At 61.7% G+C, this 26988-nt stretch carries 22 protein-coding genes, 1 tRNA gene and 1 pseudogene; 6 read left to right on the forward strand and 18 right to left on the reverse strand.

Going from position 1 to position 26988, the window contains the following annotated elements; translation table 11 throughout:
* Positions 1-598 precede the first annotated feature (598 nt).
* The 9 genes and pseudogenes from istB to AC1MLZ_RS10280 form a co-directional block, all read right to left on the reverse strand.
* Positions 599-1354 (reverse strand): annotated as a pseudogene (istB, locus tag AC1MLZ_RS10240) (IS21-like element helper ATPase IstB); the annotation flags it as partial.
* Positions 1351-2859, reverse strand: a complete 1509-nt coding sequence (gene istA / locus AC1MLZ_RS10245) for an IS21 family transposase (RefSeq protein WP_151989758.1) — start codon at positions 2857-2859, stop codon at positions 1351-1353. The gene istA and the pseudogene istB, both read right to left, overlap by 4 nt.
* 157 nt (positions 2860-3016) lie before the next feature.
* Positions 3017-4042, reverse strand: coding sequence for a VapE domain-containing protein (locus tag AC1MLZ_RS10250; protein ID WP_480958359.1), 1026 nt, complete (start codon positions 4040-4042; stop codon positions 3017-3019).
* Between the two features lie 601 nt (positions 4043-4643).
* Complete coding sequence (locus tag AC1MLZ_RS10255; RefSeq protein ID WP_480958360.1) at positions 4644-4988, reverse strand: hypothetical protein; 345 nt, start codon at positions 4986-4988, stop codon at positions 4644-4646.
* Positions 4985-5389, reverse strand: coding sequence for a hypothetical protein (locus AC1MLZ_RS10260; RefSeq protein WP_480958361.1), 405 nt, complete (start codon positions 5387-5389; stop codon positions 4985-4987). Before AC1MLZ_RS10260 ends, AC1MLZ_RS10255 begins: the two co-directional genes overlap by 4 nt.
* 81 nt (positions 5390-5470) lie before the next feature.
* Positions 5471-5878, reverse strand: a complete 408-nt coding sequence (locus tag AC1MLZ_RS10265) for a hypothetical protein (protein ID WP_480958362.1) — start codon at positions 5876-5878, stop codon at positions 5471-5473.
* Between the two features lie 101 nt (positions 5879-5979).
* A complete protein-coding gene (locus tag AC1MLZ_RS10270; protein WP_480958363.1) occupies positions 5980-6468 on the reverse strand; it encodes a hypothetical protein in 489 nt (162 codons plus the stop codon).
* A gap of 13 nt (positions 6469-6481) precedes the next feature.
* Complete coding sequence (locus tag AC1MLZ_RS10275; protein ID WP_480958364.1) at positions 6482-6850, reverse strand: DUF4177 domain-containing protein; 369 nt, start codon at positions 6848-6850, stop codon at positions 6482-6484.
* A gap of 2 nt (positions 6851-6852) precedes the next feature.
* Positions 6853-7221: a hypothetical protein gene (locus tag AC1MLZ_RS10280; protein WP_480958365.1), complete on the reverse strand. Its 369-nt coding sequence runs from the start codon at positions 7219-7221 to the stop codon at positions 6853-6855.
* A 113-nt stretch (positions 7222-7334) separates the two neighbouring features.
* Between AC1MLZ_RS10280 and AC1MLZ_RS10285 the strand changes: the two genes are divergently transcribed.
* From AC1MLZ_RS10285 to AC1MLZ_RS10295, 3 genes are all read left to right on the forward strand, one after another.
* The gene (locus AC1MLZ_RS10285; RefSeq protein ID WP_480958366.1) at positions 7335-7562 is read left to right on the forward strand and encodes a helix-turn-helix domain-containing protein; all 228 of its coding nucleotides are present in this window, start codon (positions 7335-7337) and stop codon (positions 7560-7562) included.
* A 221-nt stretch (positions 7563-7783) separates the two neighbouring features.
* Positions 7784-8245 carry a toll/interleukin-1 receptor domain-containing protein gene (locus tag AC1MLZ_RS10290; RefSeq protein ID WP_480958367.1) on the forward strand — a complete coding sequence of 154 codons (462 nt, stop codon included), beginning with the start codon at positions 7784-7786 and terminating at the stop codon, positions 8243-8245.
* A 10-nt stretch (positions 8246-8255) separates the two neighbouring features.
* Positions 8256-9455 carry an outer membrane protein assembly factor BamB family protein gene (locus AC1MLZ_RS10295; RefSeq protein ID WP_480958368.1) on the forward strand — a complete coding sequence of 400 codons (1200 nt, stop codon included), beginning with the start codon at positions 8256-8258 and terminating at the stop codon, positions 9453-9455.
* A gap of 261 nt (positions 9456-9716) precedes the next feature.
* Here the strand turns inward: AC1MLZ_RS10295 and AC1MLZ_RS10300 are convergent, their stop codons facing one another.
* The gene (locus AC1MLZ_RS10300; protein ID WP_480958369.1) at positions 9717-10808 is read right to left on the reverse strand and encodes a toll/interleukin-1 receptor domain-containing protein; all 1092 of its coding nucleotides are present in this window, start codon (positions 10806-10808) and stop codon (positions 9717-9719) included.
* A gap of 163 nt (positions 10809-10971) precedes the next feature.
* On the opposite strand from AC1MLZ_RS10300, the gene AC1MLZ_RS10305 reads away from it, so the two are divergent.
* Positions 10972-12195: a DUF5677 domain-containing protein gene (locus AC1MLZ_RS10305; protein WP_480958370.1), complete on the forward strand. Its 1224-nt coding sequence runs from the start codon at positions 10972-10974 to the stop codon at positions 12193-12195.
* A 216-nt stretch (positions 12196-12411) separates the two neighbouring features.
* Here the strand turns inward: AC1MLZ_RS10305 and AC1MLZ_RS10310 are convergent, their stop codons facing one another.
* Complete coding sequence (locus AC1MLZ_RS10310) at positions 12412-13014, reverse strand: hypothetical protein (RefSeq protein WP_480958371.1); 603 nt, start codon at positions 13012-13014, stop codon at positions 12412-12414.
* 158 nt (positions 13015-13172) lie between these two features.
* Positions 13173-13248: transfer RNA gene (locus AC1MLZ_RS10315), tRNA-Thr, on the reverse strand.
* Between the two features lie 166 nt (positions 13249-13414).
* Between AC1MLZ_RS10315 and AC1MLZ_RS10320 the strand changes: the two genes are divergently transcribed.
* Together AC1MLZ_RS10320 and AC1MLZ_RS10325 are read left to right on the forward strand one after the other, a co-directional pair.
* A complete protein-coding gene (locus AC1MLZ_RS10320) occupies positions 13415-14527 on the forward strand; it encodes a PAS domain-containing protein (protein WP_480958372.1) in 1113 nt (370 codons plus the stop codon).
* A 76-nt stretch (positions 14528-14603) separates the two neighbouring features.
* Positions 14604-19220 carry an NAD-glutamate dehydrogenase gene (locus AC1MLZ_RS10325; protein ID WP_480958373.1) on the forward strand — a complete coding sequence of 1539 codons (4617 nt, stop codon included), beginning with the start codon at positions 14604-14606 and terminating at the stop codon, positions 19218-19220.
* Between the two features lie 156 nt (positions 19221-19376).
* Here AC1MLZ_RS10325 and AC1MLZ_RS10330 read toward each other — a convergent pair whose 3' ends face one another.
* The 6 genes from AC1MLZ_RS10330 to cobS form a co-directional block, all read right to left on the reverse strand.
* The gene (locus tag AC1MLZ_RS10330; RefSeq protein WP_480958374.1) at positions 19377-20483 is read right to left on the reverse strand and encodes a PepSY-associated TM helix domain-containing protein; all 1107 of its coding nucleotides are present in this window, start codon (positions 20481-20483) and stop codon (positions 19377-19379) included.
* Positions 20484-20547: 64 nt separating this feature from the next.
* Positions 20548-21231 carry a Fe2+-dependent dioxygenase gene (locus tag AC1MLZ_RS10335; protein ID WP_480958375.1) on the reverse strand — a complete coding sequence of 228 codons (684 nt, stop codon included), beginning with the start codon at positions 21229-21231 and terminating at the stop codon, positions 20548-20550.
* Between the two features lie 58 nt (positions 21232-21289).
* Positions 21290-23758, reverse strand: a complete 2469-nt coding sequence (locus tag AC1MLZ_RS10340; protein ID WP_480958376.1) for a TonB-dependent receptor — start codon at positions 23756-23758, stop codon at positions 21290-21292.
* Positions 23759-23829: 71 nt separating this feature from the next.
* On the reverse strand, positions 23830-24087 hold the full coding sequence (locus AC1MLZ_RS10345; RefSeq protein ID WP_480958377.1) for a ribbon-helix-helix domain-containing protein: 258 nt from the start codon (positions 24085-24087) through the stop codon (positions 23830-23832).
* Between the two features lie 7 nt (positions 24088-24094).
* On the reverse strand, positions 24095-25918 hold the full coding sequence (gene cobT / locus AC1MLZ_RS10350) for a cobaltochelatase subunit CobT (RefSeq protein WP_480958378.1): 1824 nt from the start codon (positions 25916-25918) through the stop codon (positions 24095-24097).
* 4 nt (positions 25919-25922) lie between these two features.
* Positions 25923-26927, reverse strand: coding sequence for a cobaltochelatase subunit CobS (cobS, locus tag AC1MLZ_RS10355; RefSeq protein ID WP_480958379.1), 1005 nt, complete (start codon positions 26925-26927; stop codon positions 25923-25925).
* Positions 26928-26988: the final 61 nt, after the last annotated feature.

Genomic DNA, 26988 nt, shown 5'->3' on the forward strand with positions numbered 1-26988 from the left:
TTGGGTACATCCAATTGGCAGGGCCACGAGCGCGGCCTTTTGTCGGATGGCAGCTCCGGTGGGGGCAGGGGGAGGGAAACAGCCGGAGTAGCCGCCCCTCCTCGATCGCTAAGCTAGAACGCGTCTCCAACGGGCGGCTGCTTTGGCCCCATGCGCGGTGTCAGCAACGGTTCGGCCCGCTTTAATGGGACCCGCCACTTATCTCCGCCCTGGACCCGCTTTGGTTCGCCGCAAAATTCGCGCAGAACCGTACCGCAATCCTTAGTTTGAGGGTTGGTAGGTACAGGAATTCCAAGCTGCCTCAAAAGTTGGCTAGCGGACATATATCCATTCCCAACATCCCCGACCAAAGAGAGGTCAAGAGCATCCAAAACGATGTCGCGGATCGAGTTCGCCGAGCGGTAGTTGAGATTGCTCGCAGTCAGCAGAGCTTCTTCGCTCTCTGACAACCTATTGAGCGGCGATCTGGATGAGACAGTAGCGGCGATCAGGATGAGACTCTGCGGCCGTGACGGGAGCGAGATTGTCGCGGCGCGACAGGCAATGCAAGGCCAACTTTGGTCTTGATCGCCGCTCCGCGACAGACGGTGTCTCAGCTTGATTGTCGCTGGAGGGCTGCGCGGCGTCGGTAGCTCTCGACGTTCATCTCGAAGATGGTGGAATGATGAACGAGGCGATCGACAGCGGCGAGCGTCATGGCGGGGTCAGGGAATACGCGCGACCAGTCGCCGAATGGCTGGTTGGCGGTAATGAGGGTTGATCGGCGTTCGTAGCGGGCGCTAATCAGTTCGAAGAGGACGGAGGTTTCGGCCTGGTCCTTGGTGACGTAGGCGAGATCGTCGAGCACGAGCAGGTGATATTTGTCGAGCTTGGCGATCGCACTTTCGAGGGCGAGCTCACGGCGCGCGATCTGCAGTTTCTGGACGAGATCCGAGGTACGGGTGAACAGGACGCGCCAGCCCGCCTCGATGAGTGCCATGCCGATTGCAGCGGCGAGATGGCTCTTCCCGCCGCCCGGTCCGCCAATCATGATGAGGTTGGCCCCCTTCTCGAGCCAGCTGTCGCCGGCGCAGAGCGCCATGATGTGAGCCTTCGAGATCATCGGCACGTTGGTGAAGTCGAAGGTGTCGAGGGTCTTGCCTGGTGGCAGGCGTGCTTCTGCCAGGTGCCGCTCGATGCGTCGCCGGTCGCGTTCGGCGATCTCATGCTCGGCGAGCGCGGCGAGGAAGCGGGTGGCCGGCCACGCCTCCTTGTCGGCGCGTTCAGCGAACTGGAGCCAGGCCTGCTTGATGGCAGGCAGACGCAGTTCGTTGAGGATGAATGCGAGGCGCTGGGTGTCGACAGCGGGGTTCATGCGGCCGCTCCCGTCAGCAGAGTGTCGTAGACGGCAAGCGAGGGCAATTGCACCGAGACGACCGGCAAGCTGGCCGGGTCTGGTGAGAAGCGTGCTCGTAGCTGCGTGAGGTCTGGCAGGCGCCTGGCGTCCAGATCCGCTGCCAGAACATCTGCCAGCTCTGCTTCGCAACCCCGCTCATGCGCGAGCGAGAGCAACTCGACCATGATCTTGCAGGCGACGCGCTCGGGCAGTTGTTCGATAAGACGGTCGAATGTCCGGCGATACGCTTCGCGCGGAAAGATCTGGTCGCGGTAGACGAGGTTCATCAGCGCCATAGGTTTGCGCCGCAGGCTGTGAATGACGTGCCGGTAGTCGACGACGTGTCCGTGCTTGCCGTCGCTGGGCGTTCGTCCGCGACGGAGCGTCATGAGACGCGTCGCGCCGAGGAAGATATCGAGGCGGTCGTCATACAGGCGGACCCTCAGCCTGTGGCCGATGAGGCGCGACGGGACCGTGTAGAAGACCTTCTTCAGCGTGAAGCTGCTGGTCGAGGTGACGGGGACAATGCTCTCCTCATAGTCGCCGGTGCGAAGCTGCGGGAGCGGCTGCAGCGTTGCGCGCTCGGCATCGATACGAGCCGCGTTGCGTCGGTTCTTGCGCGCGACGATCTCGTCGATGAAGGCGCGATAGGCGGTCAAATCGTCGAAGTCGCCGGATCCGCGCATCAACAGTGCGTCGTTTACGGCATATTTGAGATGGCCGTGGGGGCTTTCGATAGCGCCGTTCTCATGGGCGACACCGCGATTGTTGCGCGTCGGCTCCATCGCATAATGCTCGCAAAGCGCATCATATCGCCGCGTCAGGTCAACTCTGGCGTCAGCGTCGAGATTGCGGAATGCGGCCGACAGGCTGTCACTGCGGTGTAGGCGTGGCGCGCCGCCTACCGCCCACAGGGCGTTCTGCAGTCCCTCGGCCAAGGCGACATAGCTCTCGCCGCCGAGGATGACATGGGCGTGCTCGAAACCCGACCAGACCAACCGGAAGTGATAGAGGAGATGCTTGAGCGGCTCGCCGGCGACCGTGACGGGCACATCGAGGTCGCCCATATCGGTGAAGTCCGACAGGCCCATGTGGCCGGGCTCGTGGGTCTGACGGAAAATGACTTCCTGGTCCTGACCATGCCGCGCACGCCATGTCCGGATGCGCCGCTCCAGGGTCCTCCGGATACCGGGCGACAGATCCGAATGCCGGCGAAGCATCTCCTCAAATATGGCAACGGCCCGCAGGCCGGGAGCCGCCTGGAGAAGTGGGACAATCTCGGTGTCGAAGATCTCTGCCAGCGGGTCTGGTCGGCGCCGACCTCGCGGCTCCGCCTTCTGGGACGGGAGTTTGCCGCCCTTGAGCAGTCGATAGGCGGTCGCCCGGCTGATACCGGCCTTGGCCGCTGCCACGGGCACCGGGTCGCTTTGACGATGTTTCATAAAGAGCCTCGTTTGATGATCGTTGACGTGTCGACCGCTCACCTGCGCTCTTCCCCCAAGGAAAAGCCCAGATGTAGGCCGGTCACGACCACCAAAGCCCTTCGAAAGGGCTTCCGTTTGGGGCTGTCGGCTCCGGGCTACGCCCTACGCCGACAGCCCCAAACGGAGTCTCATCTTGATTGACGCTGCTGTCTCACCTTCATCGCCGCGCAGCAGACAACCACCATTTCATTCCGTCTTTATACCTTACGGCAAGCTGAGCATACACCTGCTGCATATCAATTGTGTGTTTATAATTGATACTGACCACAGGTATTGTCCAGAATCTACTATTTCCAGTTTCGTCTACTAAAAAGTTCTTCTGGTTGACCGTCGCAAAGCAAACAGTACGACGACCATACTCAGACTCCGCTTTAGCATATGGCCTCCTGACTTTGTCAAAGTCGCCTGTTACAAAGCTTTTCAATCGAGCAACGTCTCGACGAAACGAGCTATCGAGTTCACCAAGCTCAACAATCCAGTGGGTGATGGCCGCCAACACCGAGTCCTTATTGCCCGCGTCGAGATGATGACCCAACTTGACGAACTCACCTCGCATATTCGGATCTGATACGAGCTTCATTCCCCAGGTCGTCTTGCCTATACCTTGGCCGCCCTGCAACGTGAGAACACCGCGCGCATAGAATCCATGCTTGCTGAGCGCCGCCGCTACGGCACTGAGCATCCACTTCTCTATGAGTGTATTCTTCAGCTCCGTTGAAAAGTCATCTTGGGCAACGACCGTTTCGCAAAATTCGACTAAGCGGTCGCATCCGTCCCACGGCACGGACATTATCCAATCTTCCACCGGATTATAAGCATTCCGGTCACCGATGGCTTCAATGTAGGACGGTATCTGGCCAACGGATAGGCCATGCAACGAAGCAAGACTCGTTACTTCCGTAAGGGTAGAATTATCCCGATTGTCTGAGGTGCCTTCAAAGTCTGGTATATTGATCTCTATCTTCTTCTTTATCTGATTGTATTTAACGCTAATACCGAACCCTCGAAGGATATGATCCAGGTTTTCTAAAGTTGTTGGCAGGTGACTTGATGCTCCAACGGGACAATCGGGAAATTCACTCGCTTCCAATCGTCGATTTATCCTCGACACCTTGCCCGTTACCTGCTGTCCGATTGCGAGCGCCTGCGATGCCTCGGTCGTAGCGATTTGATCCTCAGGCACTTGGATCGGTACGGTTCCAGTACCACTGACATCAATATTAATGTCCGCAGGGCATACATGGTGGGACATAGTTGGGGCTCTGGCTTGAACGCTATCCATAAAACTCTCACGGCTTTCGGCTGCGAAACTTGGTCGAGCCGAGTTCAAATTATGTAGGGTGAAAGCTATTAGCAGTGCGCGGGTTCACATCCGCCGGAGCGGACAACTGAAGAGGGCGCTTAAAAAGCTAATAGTGCCGTGGCGATTAACCGGTCCTCATCGGGATAGCGACTAGCCAACGCGGACATAATGCTCAGACGGCCGAAAGGTTCATGCCGCGAGAAATTTTGCTGGTACGCGGATGCTAACCGTCGATCTCGCTGTGATATGTGTACGGCGAACGGACCTGTCTGAAGCGGATGCTACCGCATCACCAACCGCCAAGATCTTAATCTGACCGCTTACTCGGCGCGACCCGTGCTGCCGATGGAGGGACGAAGAGGCAGTTACCGGTTAGTGGCAAGTGTGGCTGCCGTCGGTGATAGGTAGCGAGGTTTTGTTTTTGCCTCCCCCTCCCCCCACCCGACCCAGTTGCTGCTCAATGCCTAATGATGTCGCCAATCTAGCGATGGCTTGGGTTGCCGCCCCCTCCCCCCACCCCCGGAAGTACGGCACCATTCGTTTGTTGCCTGAGCTGAACGCGAACTGGCGGACGCGTGATCACTGACCGGTCGCGCTTCAGCATCATCATGATGAGCGTCAAGCTGGCAATCCAGATGCATCCTATCGGGTGCGTCTTTAGAAGGCCGGCAAGCATGCCGAAGGCGAGCAGGCCGAACGTCTCAGCCGGACGAAGCAATATCCCAACAACGAGGCCGATCAAGCCCAGGACGAGCAGGACTGATAGCGCCATCTGAAGGACGCTGAGGACGATCCCAGCGAGTAGCAGCATCCCAACGATTTTCATGGTTTGCTCCCTTTGGTGACATAAGCGTTGCATAAGGCGAGGAGGTCGGGATCGGCCCCTTCGGCATTCTCAATCAGTAGGATGTACGCGAAGCCGGAATCACCTACCGTCACGATCATCTCGAACCAGCCGCCCTCGTCTTGCAGCCTGTCCCAGAAGGGGTGGAAGTCCGTCGATCCGAAATGGGCACCGTCGATGGGGCTGGTTGTCGGATAAAGACCGATCTCCCGCATAATGACGGCGGCAGTATCGCCCGGTTGGACCACGACAATATGCGTCAGGGAACCCAACTCGGCGGCTGCGTAGTGGATAATCCGGGTAGTCAGTAGATCGCGTAGGTGGGAACTGATCGGCAGTGCCAAAGCGGCCTGCGTCGTTGCTTCATCGTGGAGTGAGAGCATGGTGGCTTCCTTCAGACATTAAAAAAGCACCCCGAAGGATGCTGCGATGCCGCTGGATGCGGCGGGTTTTGGTTGGACCGGTCAGGATGCGTAAGATTTGCAGAGGGCCAGAAGCCGCGGGTCGACGCCGAGCTGGTCAGGGATGAGCAGAATGTGCCCGAAGCCATCATCGGACAGCACGAAGGCCAGTTCGAAGTAGCCGTCGTGGTGTTCGATCCACTCCCATGACGGGACGAAATCGGGATGGCCGAACGCAATGCCGTCCACGAGGTTGATGTCGGCAGCGAACCCGAGAGCCGCCTTTACCTCTATCATCCCGTCTCCAGCCTCGACGGCGTGGAAGTGGGCGAGATCGCCGAGTTCGATGTCCGGTTCGGTATCGTCTTCTAGCTGCGTTGCGCGGATAGTGAGGAGGTTGCGCAGCTCCGCATCAAGCGAGGTGTTTCGAATGGCGGCCTCAACGGCGGCACGTGTGACAAGTGAGAACATATATCATCTCCTGATTTAGTTATAAAAAAAGGCCCCCGCGAACTGATCGCAGAGGCCGTTGGGCAGATTGATAATAGGCTACCGGTTGGCGGTGCCGCCGGTCAGAACAGCTTTAGGGACTTTCTCAGCTTCACGTTTTCGAACAGTGTTGGATACTGAACGTGAACCGACCTATCGTGTTTCTCATTGGCGACGGTCATGCGCCAAAAACCAAAGCCCAGGATTAGTATGCCGATCACGGGGTTCAGCACCAACGCAATCAATCCCACGCACATCGGACCGATGAACATCCAGTTTTCTTTTGGCGTCCAGCGTTTGCGGGACTCTGACTTGAACAGCCGCTGCACTTCCGATTGCTTCATCGTTTCAACGTCAGCCAGCGGCGCCGGCTCTTCGATCAGCGCTAACCCATCTCCATCCCGCTTCAGCGTCACGCCATCAGCCGCCGCTTGAGGTAATAACTCGTCAAGAACGACACCCATGTCCGCTTGATGAGCGGCCTGTTTCTGCTCTTTGACGGCGACCTTTTCATATTGCTGCTGGCGTTCCAGTTCAGCCCTTCGCGCGGCAACGCGTGTGCTCATGTCCATGTGATACCCCCGCTTATTCGTTTGATATGATAGCTGCGATAGCGGCGGCGCCGAGACCCAGCCCCAGCACGCCAGATGCGGCCCTACGACCAGTTCGTTTGGCACCGTCCTCCGCCGCGATGACGTCATCGATGACGCGGGCAGCACGGGCCTCCCGTTGATCTTCCGGGACGCGACGCTCGAACGTGACCATCAGCGTCTCGCGATCGCTGGTCAGCATGTAGCGTTGCTGGACCTTCTCCATGAACACCATGCGCCACCCTTCGGCAGCGAGGGCATTGATGTAGGCCTGGAGCACCGCTGTCTCGATGCGGCCATCGCCCAGCAGCACAGAGCTTATCGCGCCATCGGCTACGTCGATGACCTTGTACTCGTACTCCATGCTCAGCGCTTCCAGTTGGCTTCGGCGAACGCACGGCAGGCGGTACGGGCCTTGATGATGTTGCGGCCGGTCGAGACACGGATGGTCTGTTCGTTGATCGGCTCGATCTCGCGACCGCGGGTTTTGGCTTCATCGTAGGCGCGGGCCGTCACAAGCGATCGGCACGCCACCATCAGAGCATCAGCCTCAGGGACGAATTGGTAGCGCGAGTAACGAACTTCGACGCTGAACCCCTTGGCAGTGTCCTTGAGGGTGAAGTGGGCGTTCTTATCGGCAACCTCGGTCAGAGGATGAGATACGTCAGCGGGATGGGTGCAGCCTGCGAGGGCGGCGAAAGCGCTGACGGTCAGCACTGACATTTTGACGTTCATGTTGTTCTCCCGTTGTTGTTGAAAGGATCGTTCCCCGCCTCGATCGGCAGGGCAAGCGAAATTGACACGATTGGTCTACAGACCCAGACGCGGGTCTCCGGTCACACCCAAGTATGGATGTGGTGCAGCTTCTCGGCGCGAACGTGCGCCATCATCGGAAGCTGAAAGGTATGTCGCAGGAGCGGCTGGCGCTCGATGCTGGTATGGAACGTAGCTACGTGAGCGATCTTGAACGCGGCACCCGGAACCCCTCTGTGCGAGCACTGGGGCGACTGGCGGACGCGCTTGGGATCGAACCGAAGCTGCTGCTGGAAATGCCCGTAGGTGGACCTTCCATATAAGATACCTAATTTCGCGCGCTCGCGCCTTACATCCTTGATAATCGGATCTAGAGCCAACTATGGCTGCAACGACTGTCGAATCTCAAAGGAGTTGGCCATCGCACTGCGCTCCTGCCCTAATGCCTCGGCGGCGGGACGATAGCTTTCGTTGCTATATGTACCGTTCGGTGGCGAGCGTGGCACCCATTGCGCGACGAAGCTAAAGTGTAGACAGTTGCCCCATGCCAACGCCAGCACACGTGGACCACCCACGCATATTTGTATCGTATGCGAAAGAAGATCATGATTTTGCCGGCGAACTTTACATGGCACTTCGCGCTGCCGGATTTAGGCCTTGGATGGACAAGCCGCCTTCACCCTATGATTTAGACGGACTGCAGCCAGGTGAAGATTGGCGTATCGCCCTTGGACGGGAAATCGCCGAAGCGGATCGCATGATCCTCATACTGTCCCCAATAAGCGTTGAAAAAGTTGGGTACGTGCAAAGAGAGTTTCGGTTAGCGCTACAAAAAATGGGCGATATGCCGCCTGGTAGGAGATTTGCGATACCGATACTGAAGGAGCCTTGTAACGTTCCTCAGCTGGTCGTTGGCAATGTTGCGCTGGGTGACTTGCAGTGGACCAACGTATTTGAAATTGGCCTTCCCCGTTTTGTGGACGCGCTGACTAGGCCGTGGAATTGAGGGCGATATCATGAAGCCGCGTATAGCTTGGACAGTTCAGGTCTCTTCGCTTCAAAGTCGAAATAATGTTCTATTTAGCACGGATAGGTTGTTTTTCGGCACATCCGGTTCTGAATGGAATGTCTCGGACGAACTGGACGGCGTCCGATGCGTAGACTCAGCAACCGGCAAAATCCTCTGGTTTGCCCCTACCGACTCTGATGTTAATGAAATCGCGCTACTGGCTGGCACGTTGATCGCGCCGTGTGACAGTGGATCAATATATGGCATTAATCCGGAAACTGGGAATCAGTTGTGGGTGCGGAAACTGCCGGGGCGAGTCCTTGCCAAACCAATGAGGGCTGCGACGTTACGAGACGATAGCGCATTACTAATCACCCACTCTGGGGAGATGCTCGAACTAAACGTGAGAGACGGTTTTTTTAGCAAAATTGCTCACCTCCATCAGGAAGTCAGGGCTAATCCTATCGTTGTCAGCAGTGATCCACTGGGATCTTTGCTGATTGCCACGGAAGCCGGTATGCTTCTCAAATTTGACATGTTGTACCGGCGGACTACGCGATTGGCCTTTGCCGATTATGCGCCGTTTAGCAGTGCTGAAAGTGCTCGAGCAACTGGAGTCATTCACTCATCGCCCGCAGTGGCCGCCACCAGTGCGGTGTTCGGTTTCGCGCGCGATACCTACTACGATGGCGCTGCCTTGACCTGCATAAACATGGCGGACGGCACTATCCGATGGACCGAGCCAACCGCGAAAAATCGGTATTTCGGAAATTGTCGCAGCATTCCGCTCATCTGCGAAAACAAAGTAGTGTGTGCCTTTGCGTATTCGAAGGGGTTAGACATTTTTGATCTTAACTCGGGCCAATACCTTTCTTCCGTGGCCGTAGGTCAGGAGGTTTTTCAACAATGGTCATCTCCGGTAGAAGTTGCACCGGGATTGATAGCTATTAGCCGGGTGGATGGAGTTGTCTCATTTGTTGACGTACACTCGCTTAAGCTTATAGCATCGGTGTCAATATCGACAGCTCTCGGAGAGAACACCGTAGTAGATATGAATAAACTTAGAACGGATAGTACCACTTTTGATCTACTGCCGGGTGAACCTCCCCGTGGTGGGATTTGTATGACACCGCTATACCATCGCGGCTCGTTATACGTAGGAGACACCAACGGAACGCTGGCAAAAATCGATCTACAACTTTCGTAGGTATGATCTAGAATTTGAACGAAACAAAACCTAGCGCATCCGGCTGCTCTACCTAACCGAATTAACCTCGTGGAGAGTTTTTGTAAGGTCTACGGCAACGTGGCGGCCGCAACGTGACTTTTCGCGTGCGGACGGAGACTACCCAAGTAGCCGGTCATTTGCCTCCTGCCCAAGGCTCCTTGGCACCCCCACCTGCTCCATACCTTGATGGTCGTCCGGTGACCTAACCTTCACCAGATTACCTTGACCGCCTCGGACTTGCTATTCCGATCCTAAAAGTATCCGCTTTGCGGTTTTGGTCAGGAATGGCTCAACGTGCTGCCACGGCAGATAAACCTCTTGCTGACCCAAGACATGCGGGAGCCCTGACATAGAAGAAAGGTTAAGTTGCATACCCGCCTCATTGAAATTAAAATGATCAAAGAGGTTCCAGCCGTATACGTCAGCGTAGTAGCTAATATCAACTTTATCTTCGGTGCGCCCGTATTGACGGCGCAAATCGAGGTTGACGTAGTCGGTGAGAAACCTCAAACCGTCCTCCGTAGCTTCAAAGATGTCGGTTGCCGTGACTACACCGGCGTTCTCGCCTAGAATATTAATTGATTGTATCCCGTAATTCGGATAGGCAGAATTTGAGAAGTAGCTAAAAGTTGAAATTTTTAACGAGACGAGCTGCCCCTTACGGTAGAACTCGGAGAGGTGCAGCTCCCACATTGAGCCTGATGGTTGCCACCATTCAGCCAATTGACGTCGCGCTTCGTACAAACCACCTAATGCGCGGACCCGGATGAGCCCATTGACAAAATCCCAGTAATCTCCGTCCTGGGCATAGGTTAGCCAATCTGCTTGAATCGTTCCTCGCGCTAAATTTTCAGATATCTCATGTGGTATTATCCCACCTTCGTCTGGTTGCGCCGCCGCTACCCGAAGAGTAGCAGGTATTTCCTCACCTTGTTCCGTGACCGCACGCGCAAGACCCGCAGCGAAGCTCCGCCGCCACGTCAACTCAAAGTGATTTACATACTGAAGGCGCGCTAACTCGGGGGGCAATGACGATTCGTCAATACGCATCGGAATAATGTAGACAACACCAAGCCGCTTGTCGTTCTGATGCCTAAGTGCTTCATTAATTTCACGCTGATATACACCGTTGCGCTCGGTCGTTTGCGCAGCGCACAGAACTACGACAACTTCTGCATTTCCAAGCGCAATACCTCTTGCACGATCCCAATCTTCACCTGCAATCAGATCGTCCTTATCGAACCAACACTCGATGCCGACTGAGCGAACAAAGTTTTTTACCGCACGCGCCGTCTCCACGTGTTCCGAAGGATAGCTGAGGAAGACTTTCATTAAGCGGCGTCCAAATCGTTCGGCAACACGGTAGCGCCCGATGCCCGCCTTGTGAATTCAGCCCGCGGCAACGCTCTTGCCACCGGGTTTGCCAACTTCCAAAAATAGCAAACGTACGAGCCATAGGCCGTGCGGCATACTCCAACGCAGGACGATCGAGAATATGACCGAAACCGAACCTCCAGATTTGCAGGCAGTGATTGATGCTGGCGATTGGGGCTCCGAGCCAACGGAGCAGTACGTCGAGTCGCTTGACCTTCTCGACAACGTTGTTCGTGAATGTATCTGGGTATCGAGACGCTACGCCGGCATACCCTCACCTGAAGGGCGCCACTTTTATGCCTCTGTACTCTTCGTCGCGATGATCACGCGCGGAGTCAGCCTGCTTAATCTGGCCCCACACTCCTCTTGGACAGAGAAAAAGATCGAGCATTGGGATTATGCGTCGATGACGGGCATCGCGCGAACGATACTGGAGTTACGTGCAGCGTTCCATTACTTGTGCACGGACCCCTGCTCAAAGGGTGAATGGGACTGCCGCTGGAACCTGTTTAACCTGCACGATTGCGTCTCCCGGATACGACTTTTTGACGCCCAGGGAAATCAGGACGAGGTCGTGGGATTACAGGTTCAAGCCGAAGAACTACGAGAAAGGCTTAGACAAAACCCTTTCTTCCTTTCGCTCGATCTGAAGCGCCACAAAAAGCTACTACACGGCCAAACCGCGTACCTTTTCCCGCTGGAGACACTTCTAGAGCGTGCGGGTTTGCCAGCGGAGACGTTCCGATGGCTCTACATACTTTTTTCGACTCACGTTCACGCGCTTCCGATGTCGTTCTATCGCCTCGGCGGCGGGCATCCCGAACGCGGACGCGGACTGCCTAGCAGTGCGGAAGAAGGGTACTCCGCGCTGTGCCTCTCGCTCGCAGCTAGCTTGATCGTAGTGACCCGTGACGAGGTCCACGCGCTGTTTCAGGGACTGACGCCCGATGCTGCCGCCACCGTCCCGGATGATGAACAAGTTTCGCCGGACGAAGAAGCGAGAGACGCAGAACTCGAAGTGGGCGAGACGGCGAGCTCAAATCTGAATGAGGAGATTCGCCTATTGCGGAAGCGCATAGATGAGGACGAGATTGAGCTGTCCTATCTTCACCGTGCTACCGGCGAAACGATTTTCAGCGGCACTGTGTCGGCGGCGAAAGGGTTGCAGTTTGAGTATATTGATCCTTACTACTGGCAGATTAGTATCGACGGAGCGACTACCTCTCGGAGCGCCGTTGAGCGCATGGTCGAGAACGAGTTTCTTATGAGGGTAGACGTTGAAGAACGGTGCATCTTCTTCAAAACGCGAGAACCGCTCGCTGAACCTAACGAAGGACAACCTTGATCTTTCTGCGAGCGCCGGCAGCCAGTTCTCCACGGACAGTCTGACCGGCAGCGACGCCAGCGCCATGTTCCGCAGGTATAGCGCGGGTTGCGCCCGTTTCCTGCCCAAAGCGCCCCAAGCAGGCCCCAAACAGCTACCCACCGGAAAGACAGTTCAGCCTCAACCGCCGCCGCTCCCTTGTGGAAGTGCCAAAGTAGGCGCCGTCGCTTAAGGGTTTCAGTCCCGAACGCGTTGCAGCTTCGCAGACGCACTTCCGAGCTCAACCTCCAGCACATCCGCCTTCGCGTCCAACGCTTTTGCCTGAAAGTCGAACGGCTCAACGTCGCTCGGGTGGTAGGTGAACCGGTAGCTGTTCGGTCCGCCGGCTTTCATGACGAACGTCGCCAGCCCCTTGCTGTCGGCTTCTCGCTCGATGCTCACCTCCCCGGTGACCGGCCCCTCTTCCAGCCTAGTCTCGTTCTTGCCGTCGCTCATGTAGAACAACCCGGCGGCGTTGGGCCACGTCACCGCAAGGCCTTCAGCAGGCGAACCGTCCGGTAACTGCGCAACGACTCGCAAGGCGACACTTGGGTCACGCGTGGGCGCCCCCGCCAGCGCCAGCTTGACCGGTCCAGGCTTGTTGAAAATGTGAATCCTGTCGCCCCGCACGTCCCAGGTGCCCTCCGCGCGAATGCCCACGCTGCCTCCGACGCTGTAGACGGCGGTGCTGTCCGCGTTCAGGCTGACGTCGACCGCGATGCCTTCCTCTTCGAAGTGGTACTTGCCCACGAGAAGCTGCCGATCGGGCACGAGCACGGTTTGGGACGATGCGGGGGTCACAGCCAATAGTCCAGCCAACGCAGAGGCACAGATCAAGCGAAGCATAGCCACGACTTCCTACCCAAAGCGCCCCACGTAGGACCCAAACGAATAGCCTAGCTAGACCGCCTCCCGTAGGAAACATACTGCTGACCAACGTTATGTAACTTAAAGAAGGGTGGTGCCGCTTACAGGACTCGAACCTGTGACCCCCGCATTACGAATGCGATGCTCTACCAACTGAGCTAAAGCGGCTCGACGTTGGATGTATCCGGTCGAGGGGGCGGCGCTTAACAGGGCTTTTTTGCGCTGACAAGCGGTTTGCGTGTTTACCGGTCGTTCACCAAGGGGGTGTAGCGTATAACGGTGACTTTGGGGGCCAGTCGGCATGGATCGAGTTTGTGAGCTGGGCGACGGGCCGATGGGGCTCCGTAGTGATGGGCAGCACGGGGGAGTAGGCGCCAAGACGGCGTTCCTGCGTGATATGGCCGATGCCGGCGTCAATGACGTGATGTTCGATCTAGGTGGCGACGAGCGGCGGATGCACGTCCGCGCCTACAACCACTGGGTGTCGCTGTTGAACGGTCGCCCCTACCCGTCGATCGCGAACCTCGAACCCGAGACGATCACCGATTTCGGACCGCATAGCGTGCTGCTCGATTTCAGCCGCGGCATGGGCGACCCGAAGATCGCGTATCTCGGCCGCGCGCTGCGCGAGGAATGCGGGCTGGAAGGGCCGATCGCGACCATCGCCGACGTGCCAAGCCGCTCGCTTCTCTCTCGCCTCACCGACCATTACCTCCAGATCATCGCCAACCGCGCGCCAATCGGCTTCGAGGCGGAGTTCGTCAGCAGCCGCGGCCGAACGACGCTGTACCGCGGTATCCTGATGCCGTTCTCGTCGAGCGGCGACTCGATCGACTTCATCTACGGCGTCATCAACTGGAAAGAACTCGCGGACGCAGACATGCTGGAGGCGCTGTCGGCCGAACTCCATGCCTCCTTCAACGCGACCCCACCCGCGCCGTCCGACGTGGCGCAGATATGGGCCGATGGCCCGAGCGGCGGGTTCGACACCGAACCGTCCGCGCCGCCGGTGCAGACACCGTTCGTGCAGGCAATCCTATCGGACGAGCCGCTGCCCGCGAACGTCATCACCGGACCGCTCGGCGATCAGCTGGCGATGGCCCGCGAGAGCGCTGTGCAGGCCCGCGACGCCGAGACGCGAAGCCGCGCTGCGCTTCACCAGGCGCTGGGGCGGGCGCACGACCTTGCCGTGTCAGCCGAACACGAAGGCGACGCATATGCGGCCCTGTGGTCCGCGGCATGCCTTCCCGATGAGGCGGGCATGATGACACAGATCGTCACGCTCGTGTTCGGCCCGGCGTTCGGCGCGGTGCGACTGGCTGAGTTCGCCGCGGTCCTGCTGCATGCGCGGCGCCACCATGTGCCGACTGGAGGACTGCCGAGCTTTCTCGACGGGTTCGGCGGTGACCTTACCGTAATCGCGGACGCTGAACGTAGCGCGGTTTAGGTGCGTCGCAGCATATCCCTTCGCACCTGCCACAAGGGTTGAGATAGCCGAATAGCGGGCGCATAGGCCCTGACCTATGGCGAACCAATCGTTGAAGACGCTCACCGAGACCCTTGCGGGCCGGTTGACCGAACGGGCCCTTCCGGGCGAACTCAGGAACTTCGGTGAGAGCGAGGTCGCGCAGGCCGCGGCGTTCGTCGCCGCGACCGCCGCGCACCGCGACGACGGTGCGCCGGCGATCGCGATCGAGCCGATCAGCGCCGACGACACGCGACGGCGGATGCGCCTCGCGATCGTCAACGACGACATGCCGTTCCTGGTCGATTCGATCGCTGCGGCGATCGGCGCGCAGGACATCGCGGTCGATCGGATCATCCACCCCGTCGTCCGCACGACGCGCGCGCCCGACGGCACGCTGCACGCGATCGACGCCGATGGGCAAAGCGCGGGCCGCCCCGAATCGATGATCTATCTCGAGATGGAGCGCGCCGATGCGCGCGACCGTCGCGGACTGATCGAGGATCTGACCGCGGTGCTGGCTGATGTCCGCGCGGCGGTGACCGACTGGCGCGCCATGCAGGCCGCGCTCGACGACGATATCGCGACGCTGCCCGAGGGCGAGGGCGCGGCCCTGTTGCAGTGGTTCCTCAACGGGCATCTGACATTGCTCGGGCACCAGATCTGGCACCGCGACGGGAGCGGCCACGCCGCGCTCGGCATCGCGCGCAACGAACACCGCGTGCCTATCCTCGCCGCCGCCTCGCGTGCGCTGGCGATCGAGTGGTTCGAGGCGGGTAACGACGCGCCGCTGTTGCTGAAGTCGAATCTGATCTCGACCGTGCACCGCGCCGTGCCGCTCGACCTCGTCGTCGTGCCGGTGATGGAAGGCGCCACGGTCGCCGGGCTGTCGATCTACAGCGGCCTGTGGACCAGCGCCGCGCTGGCCGCGATGCCGCGCGACGTGCCGGTATTGCGTACGCGCCTGGCCGCGATGAAGGCGAAGTTCGGGTTCGATCCGCGCGGTCATGCGGGCAAGGCGCTGACGCATGCGTTCACCGCGCTTCCGCACGATCTGGTGATCGCGTTCGCGCCCGATGCGCTGGAGGACCTCGCGCTGACCGCGATGAGTCTCGCGGATCGGCCGCGGCCCGCGCTCGTACTGGTTCAATCGGCGCTGGGTCGTCACCTGTTCGGGTTCGTCTGGCTGCCGCGCGACGACGTCACCAACACCCGCCGGGTCGCGATCGGCGACATGCTGGCGGAGGCGGCGAACGCGAGCGTCCTCAACTGGTCGATCGCGCTGGAGGACGGCGAAGTCGCGATGATCCGCTACACGCTAGACCTGCGCGGCGAGGGGCGGATGCCCGACGTCGCGCCGCTTGCGCTGCGGTTGCAGCGGATGGTGCGCGGCTGGGTATCGGACGTCGAGGCGGCCTTGATCGAGACGTTGCCGCCAGCGCGCGCCGCACGGCTTGCGCTGAAATGGGCGGCCGCGTTCCCGCAGAATTACCGCAACCTGAGCACGCCTGCCGAGGCCGCCGAAGATATCCAGCGGATCGCAGCGCTGACCGACCCGGACGCGCGTGGTGTGCGTCTCGTGCCCAGCGAAGCCGGCGCCGATCCGCAGCTGAAGATCTACAAGCTCGGCGGCGCGTTGCCGCTGTCCGACGCCGTACCGGTGCTGGAGAATTTCGGTTTCCGCGTGATCGGCGAACTGCCGACGCGGTTGCGTGACGACAGCGTGCCGTTCGTGCATGACTTCGTGCTGGAGGCGAACGCCGCCGCGCAACAGAGCGACGCGAGCATCCTGGAAGGCGCGATCGCGGCGGTGCTGGAGGGCGCAGCCGAGAACGATGCATTCAACCGGCTGATCGTCGAACTCGGCATGCGTCCCGAGGCCATCGTGCTGTTCCGCGCGTGGTTCCGGTATCTCCGCCAGGCGGGGCTTCCGTACGGGCTGACCACCGTGGTCGATGCGTTGCGACGTGCACCGAAGGTCGCCGCGGCGTTGATCGCGCGCTTCACCGCGGTCCACCATCCGGAGCACCCGGGTAATGCGATCGAAGCGGATCAGGCGATCGAAGCCGGGCTCGACGCGGTCACCGCGATCGACGACGACCGTATCCTGCGCGCGTATCGCAACCTGATCGCGGCGACGCTGCGCACCAACGCGTTCACGCCGGCCGCGTCGGAAGCGCTCGCGTTCAAGCTCGACAGCCATCTGATACCGGGGCTTCCCGCACCGGTGCCGTGGCGCGAAGTGTGGGTTTACTCACCTCGCGTCGAAGGTATCCACCTTCGCGCCGGCCCGGTCGCACGCGGCGGCCTGCGCTGGTCTGACCGTCGCGACGATTTCCGCACCGAGATCCTCGGGCTGATGAAGGCGCAGCGCGTCAAGAACGCGGTCATCGTGCCGACCGGCGCGAAGGGCGGCTTCTATCCGAAGCAGCTCCCTACCCCGTCCAATCGCGATGCTTGGCTGGCCGAGGGCACCGAGAGCTACCGGATATTCATCCGCACCTTGCTGTCGATCACCGACAACATCGTCGAGGGCAAGGTCGTCCACCCGGACGGCGTGACGATCCTCGACGGAGAGGATCCGTATTTCGTCGTCGCGGCGGACAAGGGCACCGCGACGTTCAGCGACGTGGCGAACGCGCTGGCGCTCGAACGCGGATACTGGCTGGGCGACGCGTTCGCCTCCGGTGGCTCGGTCGGGTACGACCACAAGGCGATGGGGATCACCGCCAAGGGCGCGTGGCTGAGCGTCCAGAGACACTTCGCCGAGCGTGGCCTCGACGTGCAGAGCGAGAGCATCACCGTCGTCGGCTGCGGCGACATGTCGGGCGACGTGTTCGGCAACGGCATGTTGTTGTCGAAGACGCTGAAGGTCATCGCCGCATTCGATCACCGCCACATCTTCCTCGATCCCGATCCCGATCCGGCGGCCAGCTGGGACGAACGCAACCGCATGTTCGCGCTGCCGCGGTCGAGCTGGGCCGACTACGACGCCAGCCTGATCTCCAAGGGCGGCGGCGTGTTCGCGCGCACCGACAAGGTCGTGAAACTGTCGCCGCAGGTGCAGGCCGCGCTCGGCGTGACCGCGAGCGAGATGGAGCCCGGCGCGTTGATCTCGGCGATCCTCAAGGCGCCGGCCGACCTGCTCTGGTTCGGCGGCATCGGCACCTATGTGAAGGCCGCGTCCGAGGCGAACGTCACGGTCGGTGATCCTGCCAACGACCGGCTGCGCGTCAATGCCGAGGATCTGCGCGTGATTGCGATCGGCGAGGGTGCGAACCTGGGCGTCACGCAGGCGGCGCGTATCGCGTTCTCCGCGCGGGGCGGGCGGATCAATACCGACTTCATCGACAATTCGGCGGGCGTCGATTGCTCGGATAACGAGGTCAACATCAAGATCGCGCTCAACCGCGAGATGATCGAGGGGCGGCTGGAGTACGAGGACCGCAATACGCTGCTCGCGAGCATGACCGACGACGTTGCGCATCTGGTGCTGGAGGATAACCGCCTTCAAACGCTGGCGCTGTCGATCGCCGAGGCCGACGGGGCCGTGGCGATGCCGAGCTATGTCCGCGTGATCGAGATATTCGAGGGCGCAGGCCGGCTCGATCGTGCGGTCGAGGGGCTGGCGTCGAACGACATCCTGCTCCGTCGCGGACAGGATGGGCTGGGCCTCACGCGTCCTGAACTGGCGGTGCTGCTGGCGACTGCCAAGCTCGGGTTGCAGGATGCGATCGAGCAGGGCGACATAGCCAAGGACGACGCGCTGAAGCCCGACCTGCATGCCGCCTTCCCTGCGGCGATGCGCGAGCGTTTCGCGACGGCGATCGACGAGCACCGGCTGCGGCCTGAGATCGTCGCGACCAAGCTCGCCAACCGGATCGTCAACCGATTGGGCATCCTCTACCCGTTCGAACTGGCGGAAGAGGAAGGCGCGGCGATGGGTGATATCGCGGCGATGTTTGTCGTCGCCGAGCGCCTGTTCGACCTGCCGGACTTGTGGGCGGAGATCGAGACGGCGGTGATGCCCGAGGCGGCGCGGATCGCGTTGTTCGACGAGGTGGCGGTCGCGACGCGCTCGCAGATCGCCGATCTGTTGCGGGTTTCGGCACCGGGGACTGCACCGGGCGACGTGCTCGCGCGGCTGGCGAAGGGCATCACGCAGCTCGACAGCCAGACCGCGGCGTTGCTGCTCGAGGAAGCGAGTGCGCAGAGCAGCCGCATCGCGGGGCAGCTCGAAGCGGTCGGCGCGCCCGGCGATCTGGTGCGGAAGGTGGTTCGGCTGTTCGAGATGGACGGCGCGGTCGGGCTTGCCGATCTCGGCGAACGGATGGCGCTCGACGAGGCGGTCCTCACGCGCGCGTTCACGCATCTCGGGCAGGCGCTCGGGCTCGATTGGGCGCAGGCGAACGCGGCACGGATCAGCCCGACCGATCCGTGGGAGCGTTTGCTAATCGCCGGCCTCGCGCGCGACTTCCAGCAGTTGCGGCTGGAGTTCCTGGCGCGACGCGGTGCGCAGGATCCGCAGGGCGCGGTGGAGGCTTGGCTGACGGCGAACGCAACGCGGGTGGCGCAGTTCAAGGCGGTCATCGACCGCGCGCGTCATGCGGCTGTGCCGAATGCGGCGATGCTGGCGCAGATCGCCGGCCAAGCGCGCGTGTTACTGGGGCGGTAACTGCTGCCCCTCTCCCTTCGGGGAGAGGGAGGGGCCCGCGCGCATTTGCGTGTGGGAGGGTGAGGGGAATGATGCTCGGGCCGTTAACCCCAACCGCCCCTCACCCTTCCGTCGCGAGTGCTCCTCCTTCCCTCTCTTCGAAGGGGCGAGGGAAGCTTATGCCGCCCGCCGCGCCGCCAGGTCCGCCTTCCACCTCCGCGCGCGCCACCACATGATCACGCCGGTCACCGCCAGCGCGGCCGGCAGGATCCCGCCCATGAAAATGATCCCCTGCCACAGCGCACCCATGTCGCTACCATCGTGGATCCGCCGCATCCACCGCGCCACGCCACCCTGAGCCCGCGCGGGTGCCGCGGTCGCGCCGCCGGTATCGTCCGCGACCTTCACCCCGATCGGCGTGCCCCTGCCCTGAAACGTCACCGTCCAGTCCGCACTGAGGTCGGTCGGCCACGCAACACTCAGCAACGGTGCGTTGTCGACGATGCCCCGCCCCTTGCCGATCGCCACAGCCAGCGGTTGCGCGGGCGCCGCCAGCGGCCGTGCGCGCATCATCGCCCCGCGATCGGGACCGCCCCTCGGCCGCGAGGCCTCCCCCGTGAGCTTCCCGAAGAACTGCGGGAACGAGATCCAAGTGCCAGTCAACGACAATACGAACAACGGCAGCGCGATCCAGAAGCCGAACAGGTGGTGCAGGTTGGTCTCGACATCGCGGTGCCGCCGGAACCGCAACCCGCGCGTCCACTTGCCGATCGTCGGCCACCACAGCCACAGCCCGGTGAAACACGACACCATCATCGCCACGCCGATCCAGCCGACGATCGAGCGCCCGATGCCGGGCAGCTGCAGGCTCCCGTGCAGCACGTGAAGGAACCGCACGAGCCCACCGTTCGACGGCGACACCTCCAGCACGCGCGCGGTCGGTGGGTCGAGATAGACCATCGTTCGCTGCGGCGGACCGGGCCGGGTCGGCGCGCTGGCCGGGCTCGCCGCGACGACCACCGGGCCGCCGTCGTCGGGCATCGTCAGCGTCGCGATCCGCTCGCCATGCTTCAGCACCGCCCGCGCCGCCGCGACATAGCTGTCGGGCCCAACCACCGTCTTGCCGGTCACCGCGTAGCGCGCCGGATCGACGATCCGGTCGAGCGCGTCATGCCACACCAGCGCCGCGCCGCTCAGCGACAGCGGGATGATCAAGATCGCCAGGATCAGCCCGATCCACTTGTGGACCTGGAACCACGCCCTTCGCATCGCCAGCTTGCTCATTCGCCCATCACTCCGCCCTGTTGGCACGGGCGTCGCAGGCAGATCGCCGCGCGTCAATCGTGGGTCAGGCGTCCGCCCAGCGCCGCAGCAGGTTGTGATACACGCCGGTCAGCCGCACGGTTGCCGGATCGCCCTGCCCTTGCGCGGCTGCCACCGCCTGCACGCCCTGATCGAGATCGAACAAAATCCGTCGCGCGCCATCGTCACGCACCATCGACTGCAACCAGAAGAACGACGCGGTGCGTACCCCCCGCGTGACCGGCGTCACCCGGTGCAGGCTCGACGCCGGATACACCACCATGTGCCCCGCGGGCAGCTTGACGCTTTGCGGCCCGAACTGATCCTCGATCACCAGTTCGCCGCCGTCGTACGTCGCGGGATCGTCGAGGAAGAGCGTTGCGGAGAGATCGCTGCGGATACGAAAATCGGTACCGCGCTTCATTCGGATCGCATTGTCGACGTGCAGTCCGAAATCCTGGCCTCCGGCGTAGCGGTTGAACAGCGGCGGGAACACTTTCAGAGGGAGCGCCGCGGCGACGAACAAGGCCGATCGCCCGAGCGCGTCGAGCACGATCCCGCCCGCCTCGCGCGCGGCCGCCGAATCCTCGGGCAATTGTTCGTTGCGCTTGGCGAGCGCGCTTTGCGGCCCTGAGGTGGCATTACCGTCGATCCACTCGGCCTGGTCGATCAGCCTGCGGACATGCGCGACACCGGCCGCATCGAGGACATCGGGGATCGCGATCAACATGGCATCACTCTAGAATGCGGCGGCGATACCGGCAAACGCCCTGTACCGCCGCCGAGCCTCACAGGCTGTAGAACAGCGTGAACCGTACCGAGCGCGCCTCGCCCGGCGTCGCCCAGCCATTGTTGCGGATGCCGGTGTAGTATTTCTCGTTGGTGAAGTTCTGCACGTTGAGCTGCGCGGTCAGCCCGTTGCCCACCGTGTAGGACAGGAACGCGCGATGCGTCAGATAGTCCGCCGAGCGGAACACCGGCGTCACGACCGTCGTCGGTGCGAGAGGGGTGGCCAAGGCGCTCTGGTTCAACGGGAACGCGCCCTGATAGGTCAGGCCGTACCCGAGCTGCAGGCCAAACGGGAGCGTGTAGGTCGCGAACAGGCTGCCCGAATGCTTAGGCGTATTAGCGAGCGCCTGCCCCGCCTGCGTATCGAGGATCGCGGCCGAGTTGCCGCACGCGTTGGTCGTCGTCGTGACCGTACCGACGGTCGTACGGACCGGCCCTGGATTGGCGAGACAGAAGTTCGATACGCTCTGGATGATCTTTGCCTTCAGATACGTGTAGTTGGCGAAGATCGAGAAGGCGTGCGAGATGCTGCCGCTCGCGCCCAGCGCGATGCCGTCGACGCGCGAACGGCCGTCGTTGACGCCTAGCGTCGTGACGATCGGGTCGTTCGTGGCGACGCGGTAGTTGGTTCGCTCGTTACGGAACACGGCCGCGGTAAGTTGCAGCTTGCGCGAGAACAGGTCCGCCTTCGCGCCAAGTTCGTAGTTCACCGCCTTTTCCGGATTTACATCGCACGGGTCCACCTGGCCCGCGGGGGCATTGATTAGCGTCCCACAGCCGAGACGAACGGTCGCAGACGTCGGCGTGGTCGAATTGCCGTACGAGGCATAGAGGCTGACCGTCTCGATCGGCTTGAAGTTGATGCCGCCGCGGTATGAGAACAGCGTCTCGTCGCTCGTCTGATTCAGCCCGCGCGTGTAGGTGCCGAGCGTCGCGTCGGGCACGACCGAGAAGGTATCAGCGCGGAAGCGGCCCTTGGCATGTTCGTAGCGCAGGCCGAAATTGACCTCGATCTGCGGGATCACCTTGATCGTGTCGAACGCGTAGACGGCGGCGTTGCTGGTGGTGCCTTGCGAACGGCCGGCCTGGATGAAGTTGAATGCGCCGGTGTAGTCCGTGTTCGGGTTGGCGAGGTTGATCGGTGGCTGGGCGACCGTCGCACCGGTCGTGGTACGCAGCGTGTTGCCCGTGACGATGGTGTAATCCTCCTGCGACACCGACGCACCGAGCACCAGCGTGTGCTCAAGCCCGGCGGTATCGAAGACCGAGCGGAGATCGGTCTGGTTATAGAGGATCTGGTTTTCCTGGTTTCGGACGAAACCGCGCGGGCCGCTCGGATAATAGGAACCGGGTGTGGCCTGGCCAGCCGCACATGTGAGTGGCGTGGTCGCGACGTTGGTCAGCGGTAACGGCTGGAACCCGGTCGACAGGCAGAACACACCCTGCGGGGCGCTGGTCAACGAATCCTGCTGGACGCGCTGCCACCGGCTCAAATTGCGGATCGAGACCTTGTCGGAAAAGCTGTGGCTGACCGTCGCGGTTGCCTGATCGACGGTGATGTCCTGCTTGTCGAGGTTCCGGATGCCGTAATAGCCAGAATTGTCGGCGCCCGGCAGCGGGCCGTTGTTCACCGCGTTACGGAAATACGGCACGCCGTAGACCGGGACATTCTCGTCCTCCTGATGCAGATATTGCAGCGTCAGGCTGGTCGGCCCTTCGACGCCGACGATCAGCGAGGGTGCGACGGCCCAGCGCTTGTTATATTCGACATCGCGACCGGGAATGTCGTTCTTGTGCGCGACCGCATTGAGGCGGACCGCGACCAGATCGCTGACGCGGACGTTCGAGTCGAGCGTGGTGCGGTAATAATCGTCGGTGCCGACGCCGCCCGACACGACCGTAAGCGTCTCCGCCTGCGGGCGCTTCGTCACGAGGTTGATCGTGCCGCCGACCGATCCGCCGCCGCCGAACACGCTGTTCGCGCCGTTATAGACCTCGACCTGCTGCAGGTTGAACGTCTCGCTGCGGCTGTACTGCGCACTGTCGCGGACGCCGTCGATCGTGATGTCGTTGTTAGCGGAATAGCCGCGCAGGTTGATGCTGTCGCCGTAACCGCCGCCGCCTTCGCCCGCGCCAAAGGTGATACCGGGAATAGTCTGGAGCACGTCGCGCAAGGTGAGCAGGTTCTGCTTGCGGATCGTCTGGTCGCCGATGATCGTGACGGTCTGGGTCGTGTCGAGCAGGCTGCGGGTAGCCTTCGGGCTTTCCAGCGTCGTTGCTGGAACGCTCTTGCCGTTGACGACGATCTCGTCCCGCTCGAGCTGCTTATCCTGATCGTCCGTAGCGTGAACCGTGGCCGCCTCTGCCGGGCGATCGGCGGCATAGGCTGGCGCGCTGGCGATAAATCCTACGCACGAAAGCGCCAGAAATGCAGGCGCAGCGGATGAGCGCGACGAGAAACCGGACATGCGAAACCCCTTATTGTTTGGGGCTCGCTATTGAGAGTCGTTCGCACTGTCAACGCTAATGCGAGTAGTTCTCAATGATTGCCACTGAAGAGCCATGTTCTCAATGCGCTAGCAAGGTTGGGCGGATCGTCTGCGCCGATGCGGATCGCGTCGATCTCCGCAACGAGCGCGGACAGCGGTAGAGTAAGACGCGTCGCCGCCGCTTCGAGCGCTTGCCAGAAGACGGGCTCGAGACTGATCGAAGTCTGGTGACCAGCGATCGTGATCGAGCGCTTGACCGGCCCGTGAAAGCCGCCCGCAGGCGCCGTAATGCCGCCGCCCGCAGTCATGAGTAGATCACTCGGTGTCGAACAGCGAGGCCAGCTGTTCGATGATCGTGCCGCCGAGCTGTTCGACGTCCATGATCGTCACGGCGCGCGCGTAATAGCGGGTGACGTCGTGGCCGATGCCGATCGCAACGAGCTCAACCGGCGACTTGCTCTCGATCCAGCCGATCACCTGGCGCAGATGACGTTCCAGATACGAGCCCGAGTTCACGCTGAGCGTCGAATCGTCGACCGGCGCGCCGTCGCTGATCACCATCAGGATGCGGCGTTCCTCGGGCCGCGCGACCAGCCGCGCGTGTGCCCACATCAGCGCCTCGCCGTCGATATTCTCCTTCAGCAGCCCCTCGCGCATCATCAGTCCGAGTGAGTTGCGTGCGCGGCGCCACGGCTCGTCGGCGCGCTTGTAGACGATGTGGCGGATGTCGTTGAGCCGACCCGGCTGCGGCGGACGCCCGGCGGCCAGCCACGTCTCGCGGCTCTGCCCGCCCTTCCACGCACGGGTCGTGAAGCCGAGGATTTCGGTCTTCACGCCACACCGCTCCAGCGTGCGTGCGAGGATATCCGCGCTGATCGCCGCGATCGAAATCGGTCGCCCGCGCATCGATCCCGAATTGTCGATCAGCAACGTCACCACGGTGTCGCGAAAATCCGTCTCGCGCTCGGACTTGTAGCTGAGCGACAGCGTCGGGTTGACGATCACGCGCGCGAGCCGCGCTGCGTCGAGGATGCCCTCCTCCTGGTCGAAATCCCAAGACCGCGACTGCTGCGCCATCAACCGCCGCTGCAGCCGGTTGGCGAGCTTCGACACGGTCGATTGCAGGTGCACGAGTTGCTGGTCGAGATAGCCGCGCAGACGCGCCAGTTCGTCGGCGTCGCACAGTTCGGTGGCGGCGATGACCTCGTCGAACTGCGTGGTCCAAGGCTTGTAGTCGAACGCGCCGTTCATGTCCGCGAATTGACGGTTTGGGCGGACCGGCTGCATGCCTTCCTCGCCATCGTCGCCGGGCTCGCCGTCGATGTCGTCCATCGACTCGTCGCTCTGTTCGGAGCCGTCGCTTTCCTCGTTCTGCTGCTCGGACTGTTCGCCGCGCGCCTCGACTTCGCCTTGGCCATCCTCGCCCTGGTCGTCGCCTTCGTCGCCCTCGTCCTGCTGCTGCTCGTCGGTGCCCTCGTCCTCCGAGCCGCCCTCGTCGCTTTCCTCGGGGACCTGATCGCCCTCGACCAGTTCCAGCTCCTGCAGCATCTTCCGCGCAAGACCCTGGAACGCCTTCTGGTCGTCGAGCGCGTAGGCCAGCGCGTCGAGATCGGTCTTGCTCTCGATCCACTCGCGGACCAGCGCGAGGCCGGGCGCGGCGATGGCGGGGGATTCCTGCCCGGTCAGCCGCTCGCGCACCATCAGGGCGAGCGCGGTAGACAGGGGCACTTCCTCGCGGTTGCGCGCTCGGGTGATCGGGTCCGCCCGCAGGCGCACGTCGAGCGCGCGTTCGAGGTTTTCGGTGATGCCCGCATAGCCACGCGACCCGAGCGCCTCGACCCGCGCGGTCTCGACGGAATCGAACACCGCGCGCGCCACCGCCTCGGCTGGCGCCGCACGGTTATGCAGCGCGATATCGTGCAGCTTCAATCGCAGCGCGAAACCGTCCGCGAACCCGCGCGCCTCCGCGACCTGCTCGGCCGGCAGCGCGCGCGCAGGCATCGGCACCTTGATGTGCTTGCCGCTCTGCGTCGGCGCATCGGCGGTGAACGCGAGTTCGACCTCCGGCTCTTCCGCGATCGCGCGCGCCGTGCCGGCAAGAACCGCCTTGAAACGATCGAGGGGTGTTTCGTTGGCCAAAGGCTTACGCCTTACCCACCACGCTTTCGGGCAGGTCCTTGCCGAACACGCGCTGGTAATATTCCGCCACCAGCGAACGCTCCGCCTCGTCGCACTTGTTGAGGAAGCTCAACCGGAACGCGAAACCGACATCGCCGAAGATCAGCGCGTTCTGCGCCCAGGTGATCACCGTGCGCGGGCTCATCACGGTCGAGATGTCGCCGTTGACGAAGCCCTTGCGGGTCATGTCGGCGACGCGGACCATGTTCTCGACGACCTTCTTGCCGTCGGGCTTGTCGTATTCGCCGGACTTGGCGAGCACGATCTGCGCCTCGACCTTGGCAGGCAAATAGTTGAGCGTGACGACGATGTTCCAGCGGTCCATCTGGCCCTGGTTGATCTGCTGCGTGCCGTGATACAGACCGCTCGTATCGCCCAAGCCGACCGTGTTGGCGGTCGCGAACAAGCGGAACCACGGGTTCGGGCGGATCACGCGGTTCTGGTCGAGCAGCGTCAGCTTACCCTCCGTCTCCAGCACGCGCTGGATCACGAACATCACGTCCGGGCGCCCTGCGTCATATTCGTCGAACACGAGCGCGGTCGGCGTCTGCAATGCCCAGGGCAGCAGGCCTTCGCGGAACTCGGTGATCTGCTGGCCGTCCTTCAGCACGATCGCATCGCGACCGATCAGGTCGATACGGCTGATGTGCGCGTCGAGGTTGATCCGGATGCACGGCCATTTCAGCCGAGCCGCAACCTGCTCGATATGCGTCGACTTGCCGGTGCCGTGATAGCCCTGCACCATCACGCGGCGATTATGCGCAAAGCCCGCAAGGATGGCGATCGTGGTGTCCGCATCGAAGACGTATGCCGGATCGAGATCGGGCACGCGCTCGTCGGCTTCGGAGAAGGCCGGCACTTCCATGTCGGAATCGATCCCGAACATCTCGCGCACCTTCACCATCCGGTCGGGTGCGTCGAGGATCGTGGTCTCGCGGCTGTCAGGCTGGGTATTCGGGATATCGGTCATGTTGGCCTCGTGTTCCCGGTAGCTTTAGGCCAAGCGCGGGCTGTTACTCAACCGCCTGCGT

The organism is Sphingomonas sp. PEI4, from assembly GCF_056679955.1.

Coding starts and splice junctions, on each gene's coding strand:
- AC1MLZ_RS10255 (WP_480958360.1), bottom strand. CDS start 4,988: ATGAAAATCGTTGGGATGCTGCTACTCGCTGGGATCGTCCTCAGCGTC.
- AC1MLZ_RS10260 (WP_480958361.1), bottom strand. CDS start 5,389: ATGCTCTCACTCCACGATGAAGCAACGACGCAGGCCGCTTTGGCACTG.
- AC1MLZ_RS10265 (WP_480958362.1), bottom strand. CDS start 5,878: ATGTTCTCACTTGTCACACGTGCCGCCGTTGAGGCCGCCATTCGAAAC.
- AC1MLZ_RS10270 (WP_480958363.1), bottom strand. CDS start 6,468: ATGGACATGAGCACACGCGTTGCCGCGCGAAGGGCTGAACTGGAACGC.
- AC1MLZ_RS10275 (WP_480958364.1), bottom strand. CDS start 6,850: ATGGAGTACGAGTACAAGGTCATCGACGTAGCCGATGGCGCGATAAGC.
- AC1MLZ_RS10280 (WP_480958365.1), bottom strand. CDS start 7,221: ATGAACGTCAAAATGTCAGTGCTGACCGTCAGCGCTTTCGCCGCCCTC.
- AC1MLZ_RS10285 (WP_480958366.1), top strand. CDS start 7,335: ATGGATGTGGTGCAGCTTCTCGGCGCGAACGTGCGCCATCATCGGAAG.
- AC1MLZ_RS10290 (WP_480958367.1), top strand. CDS start 7,784: ATGCCAACGCCAGCACACGTGGACCACCCACGCATATTTGTATCGTAT.
- AC1MLZ_RS10295 (WP_480958368.1), top strand. CDS start 8,256: ATGAAGCCGCGTATAGCTTGGACAGTTCAGGTCTCTTCGCTTCAAAGT.
- AC1MLZ_RS10300 (WP_480958369.1), bottom strand. CDS start 10,808: ATGAAAGTCTTCCTCAGCTATCCTTCGGAACACGTGGAGACGGCGCGT.
- AC1MLZ_RS10305 (WP_480958370.1), top strand. CDS start 10,972: ATGACCGAAACCGAACCTCCAGATTTGCAGGCAGTGATTGATGCTGGC.
- AC1MLZ_RS10320 (WP_480958372.1), top strand. CDS start 13,415: ATGGGGCTCCGTAGTGATGGGCAGCACGGGGGAGTAGGCGCCAAGACG.
- AC1MLZ_RS10325 (WP_480958373.1), top strand. CDS start 14,604: ATGGCGAACCAATCGTTGAAGACGCTCACCGAGACCCTTGCGGGCCGG.
- AC1MLZ_RS10330 (WP_480958374.1), bottom strand. CDS start 20,483: ATGAGCAAGCTGGCGATGCGAAGGGCGTGGTTCCAGGTCCACAAGTGG.
- AC1MLZ_RS10335 (WP_480958375.1), bottom strand. CDS start 21,231: ATGTTGATCGCGATCCCCGATGTCCTCGATGCGGCCGGTGTCGCGCAT.
- AC1MLZ_RS10340 (WP_480958376.1), bottom strand. CDS start 23,758: ATGTCCGGTTTCTCGTCGCGCTCATCCGCTGCGCCTGCATTTCTGGCG.
- AC1MLZ_RS10345 (WP_480958377.1), bottom strand. CDS start 24,087: ATGACTGCGGGCGGCGGCATTACGGCGCCTGCGGGCGGCTTTCACGGG.
- cobS (WP_480958379.1), bottom strand. CDS start 26,927: ATGACCGATATCCCGAATACCCAGCCTGACAGCCGCGAGACCACGATC.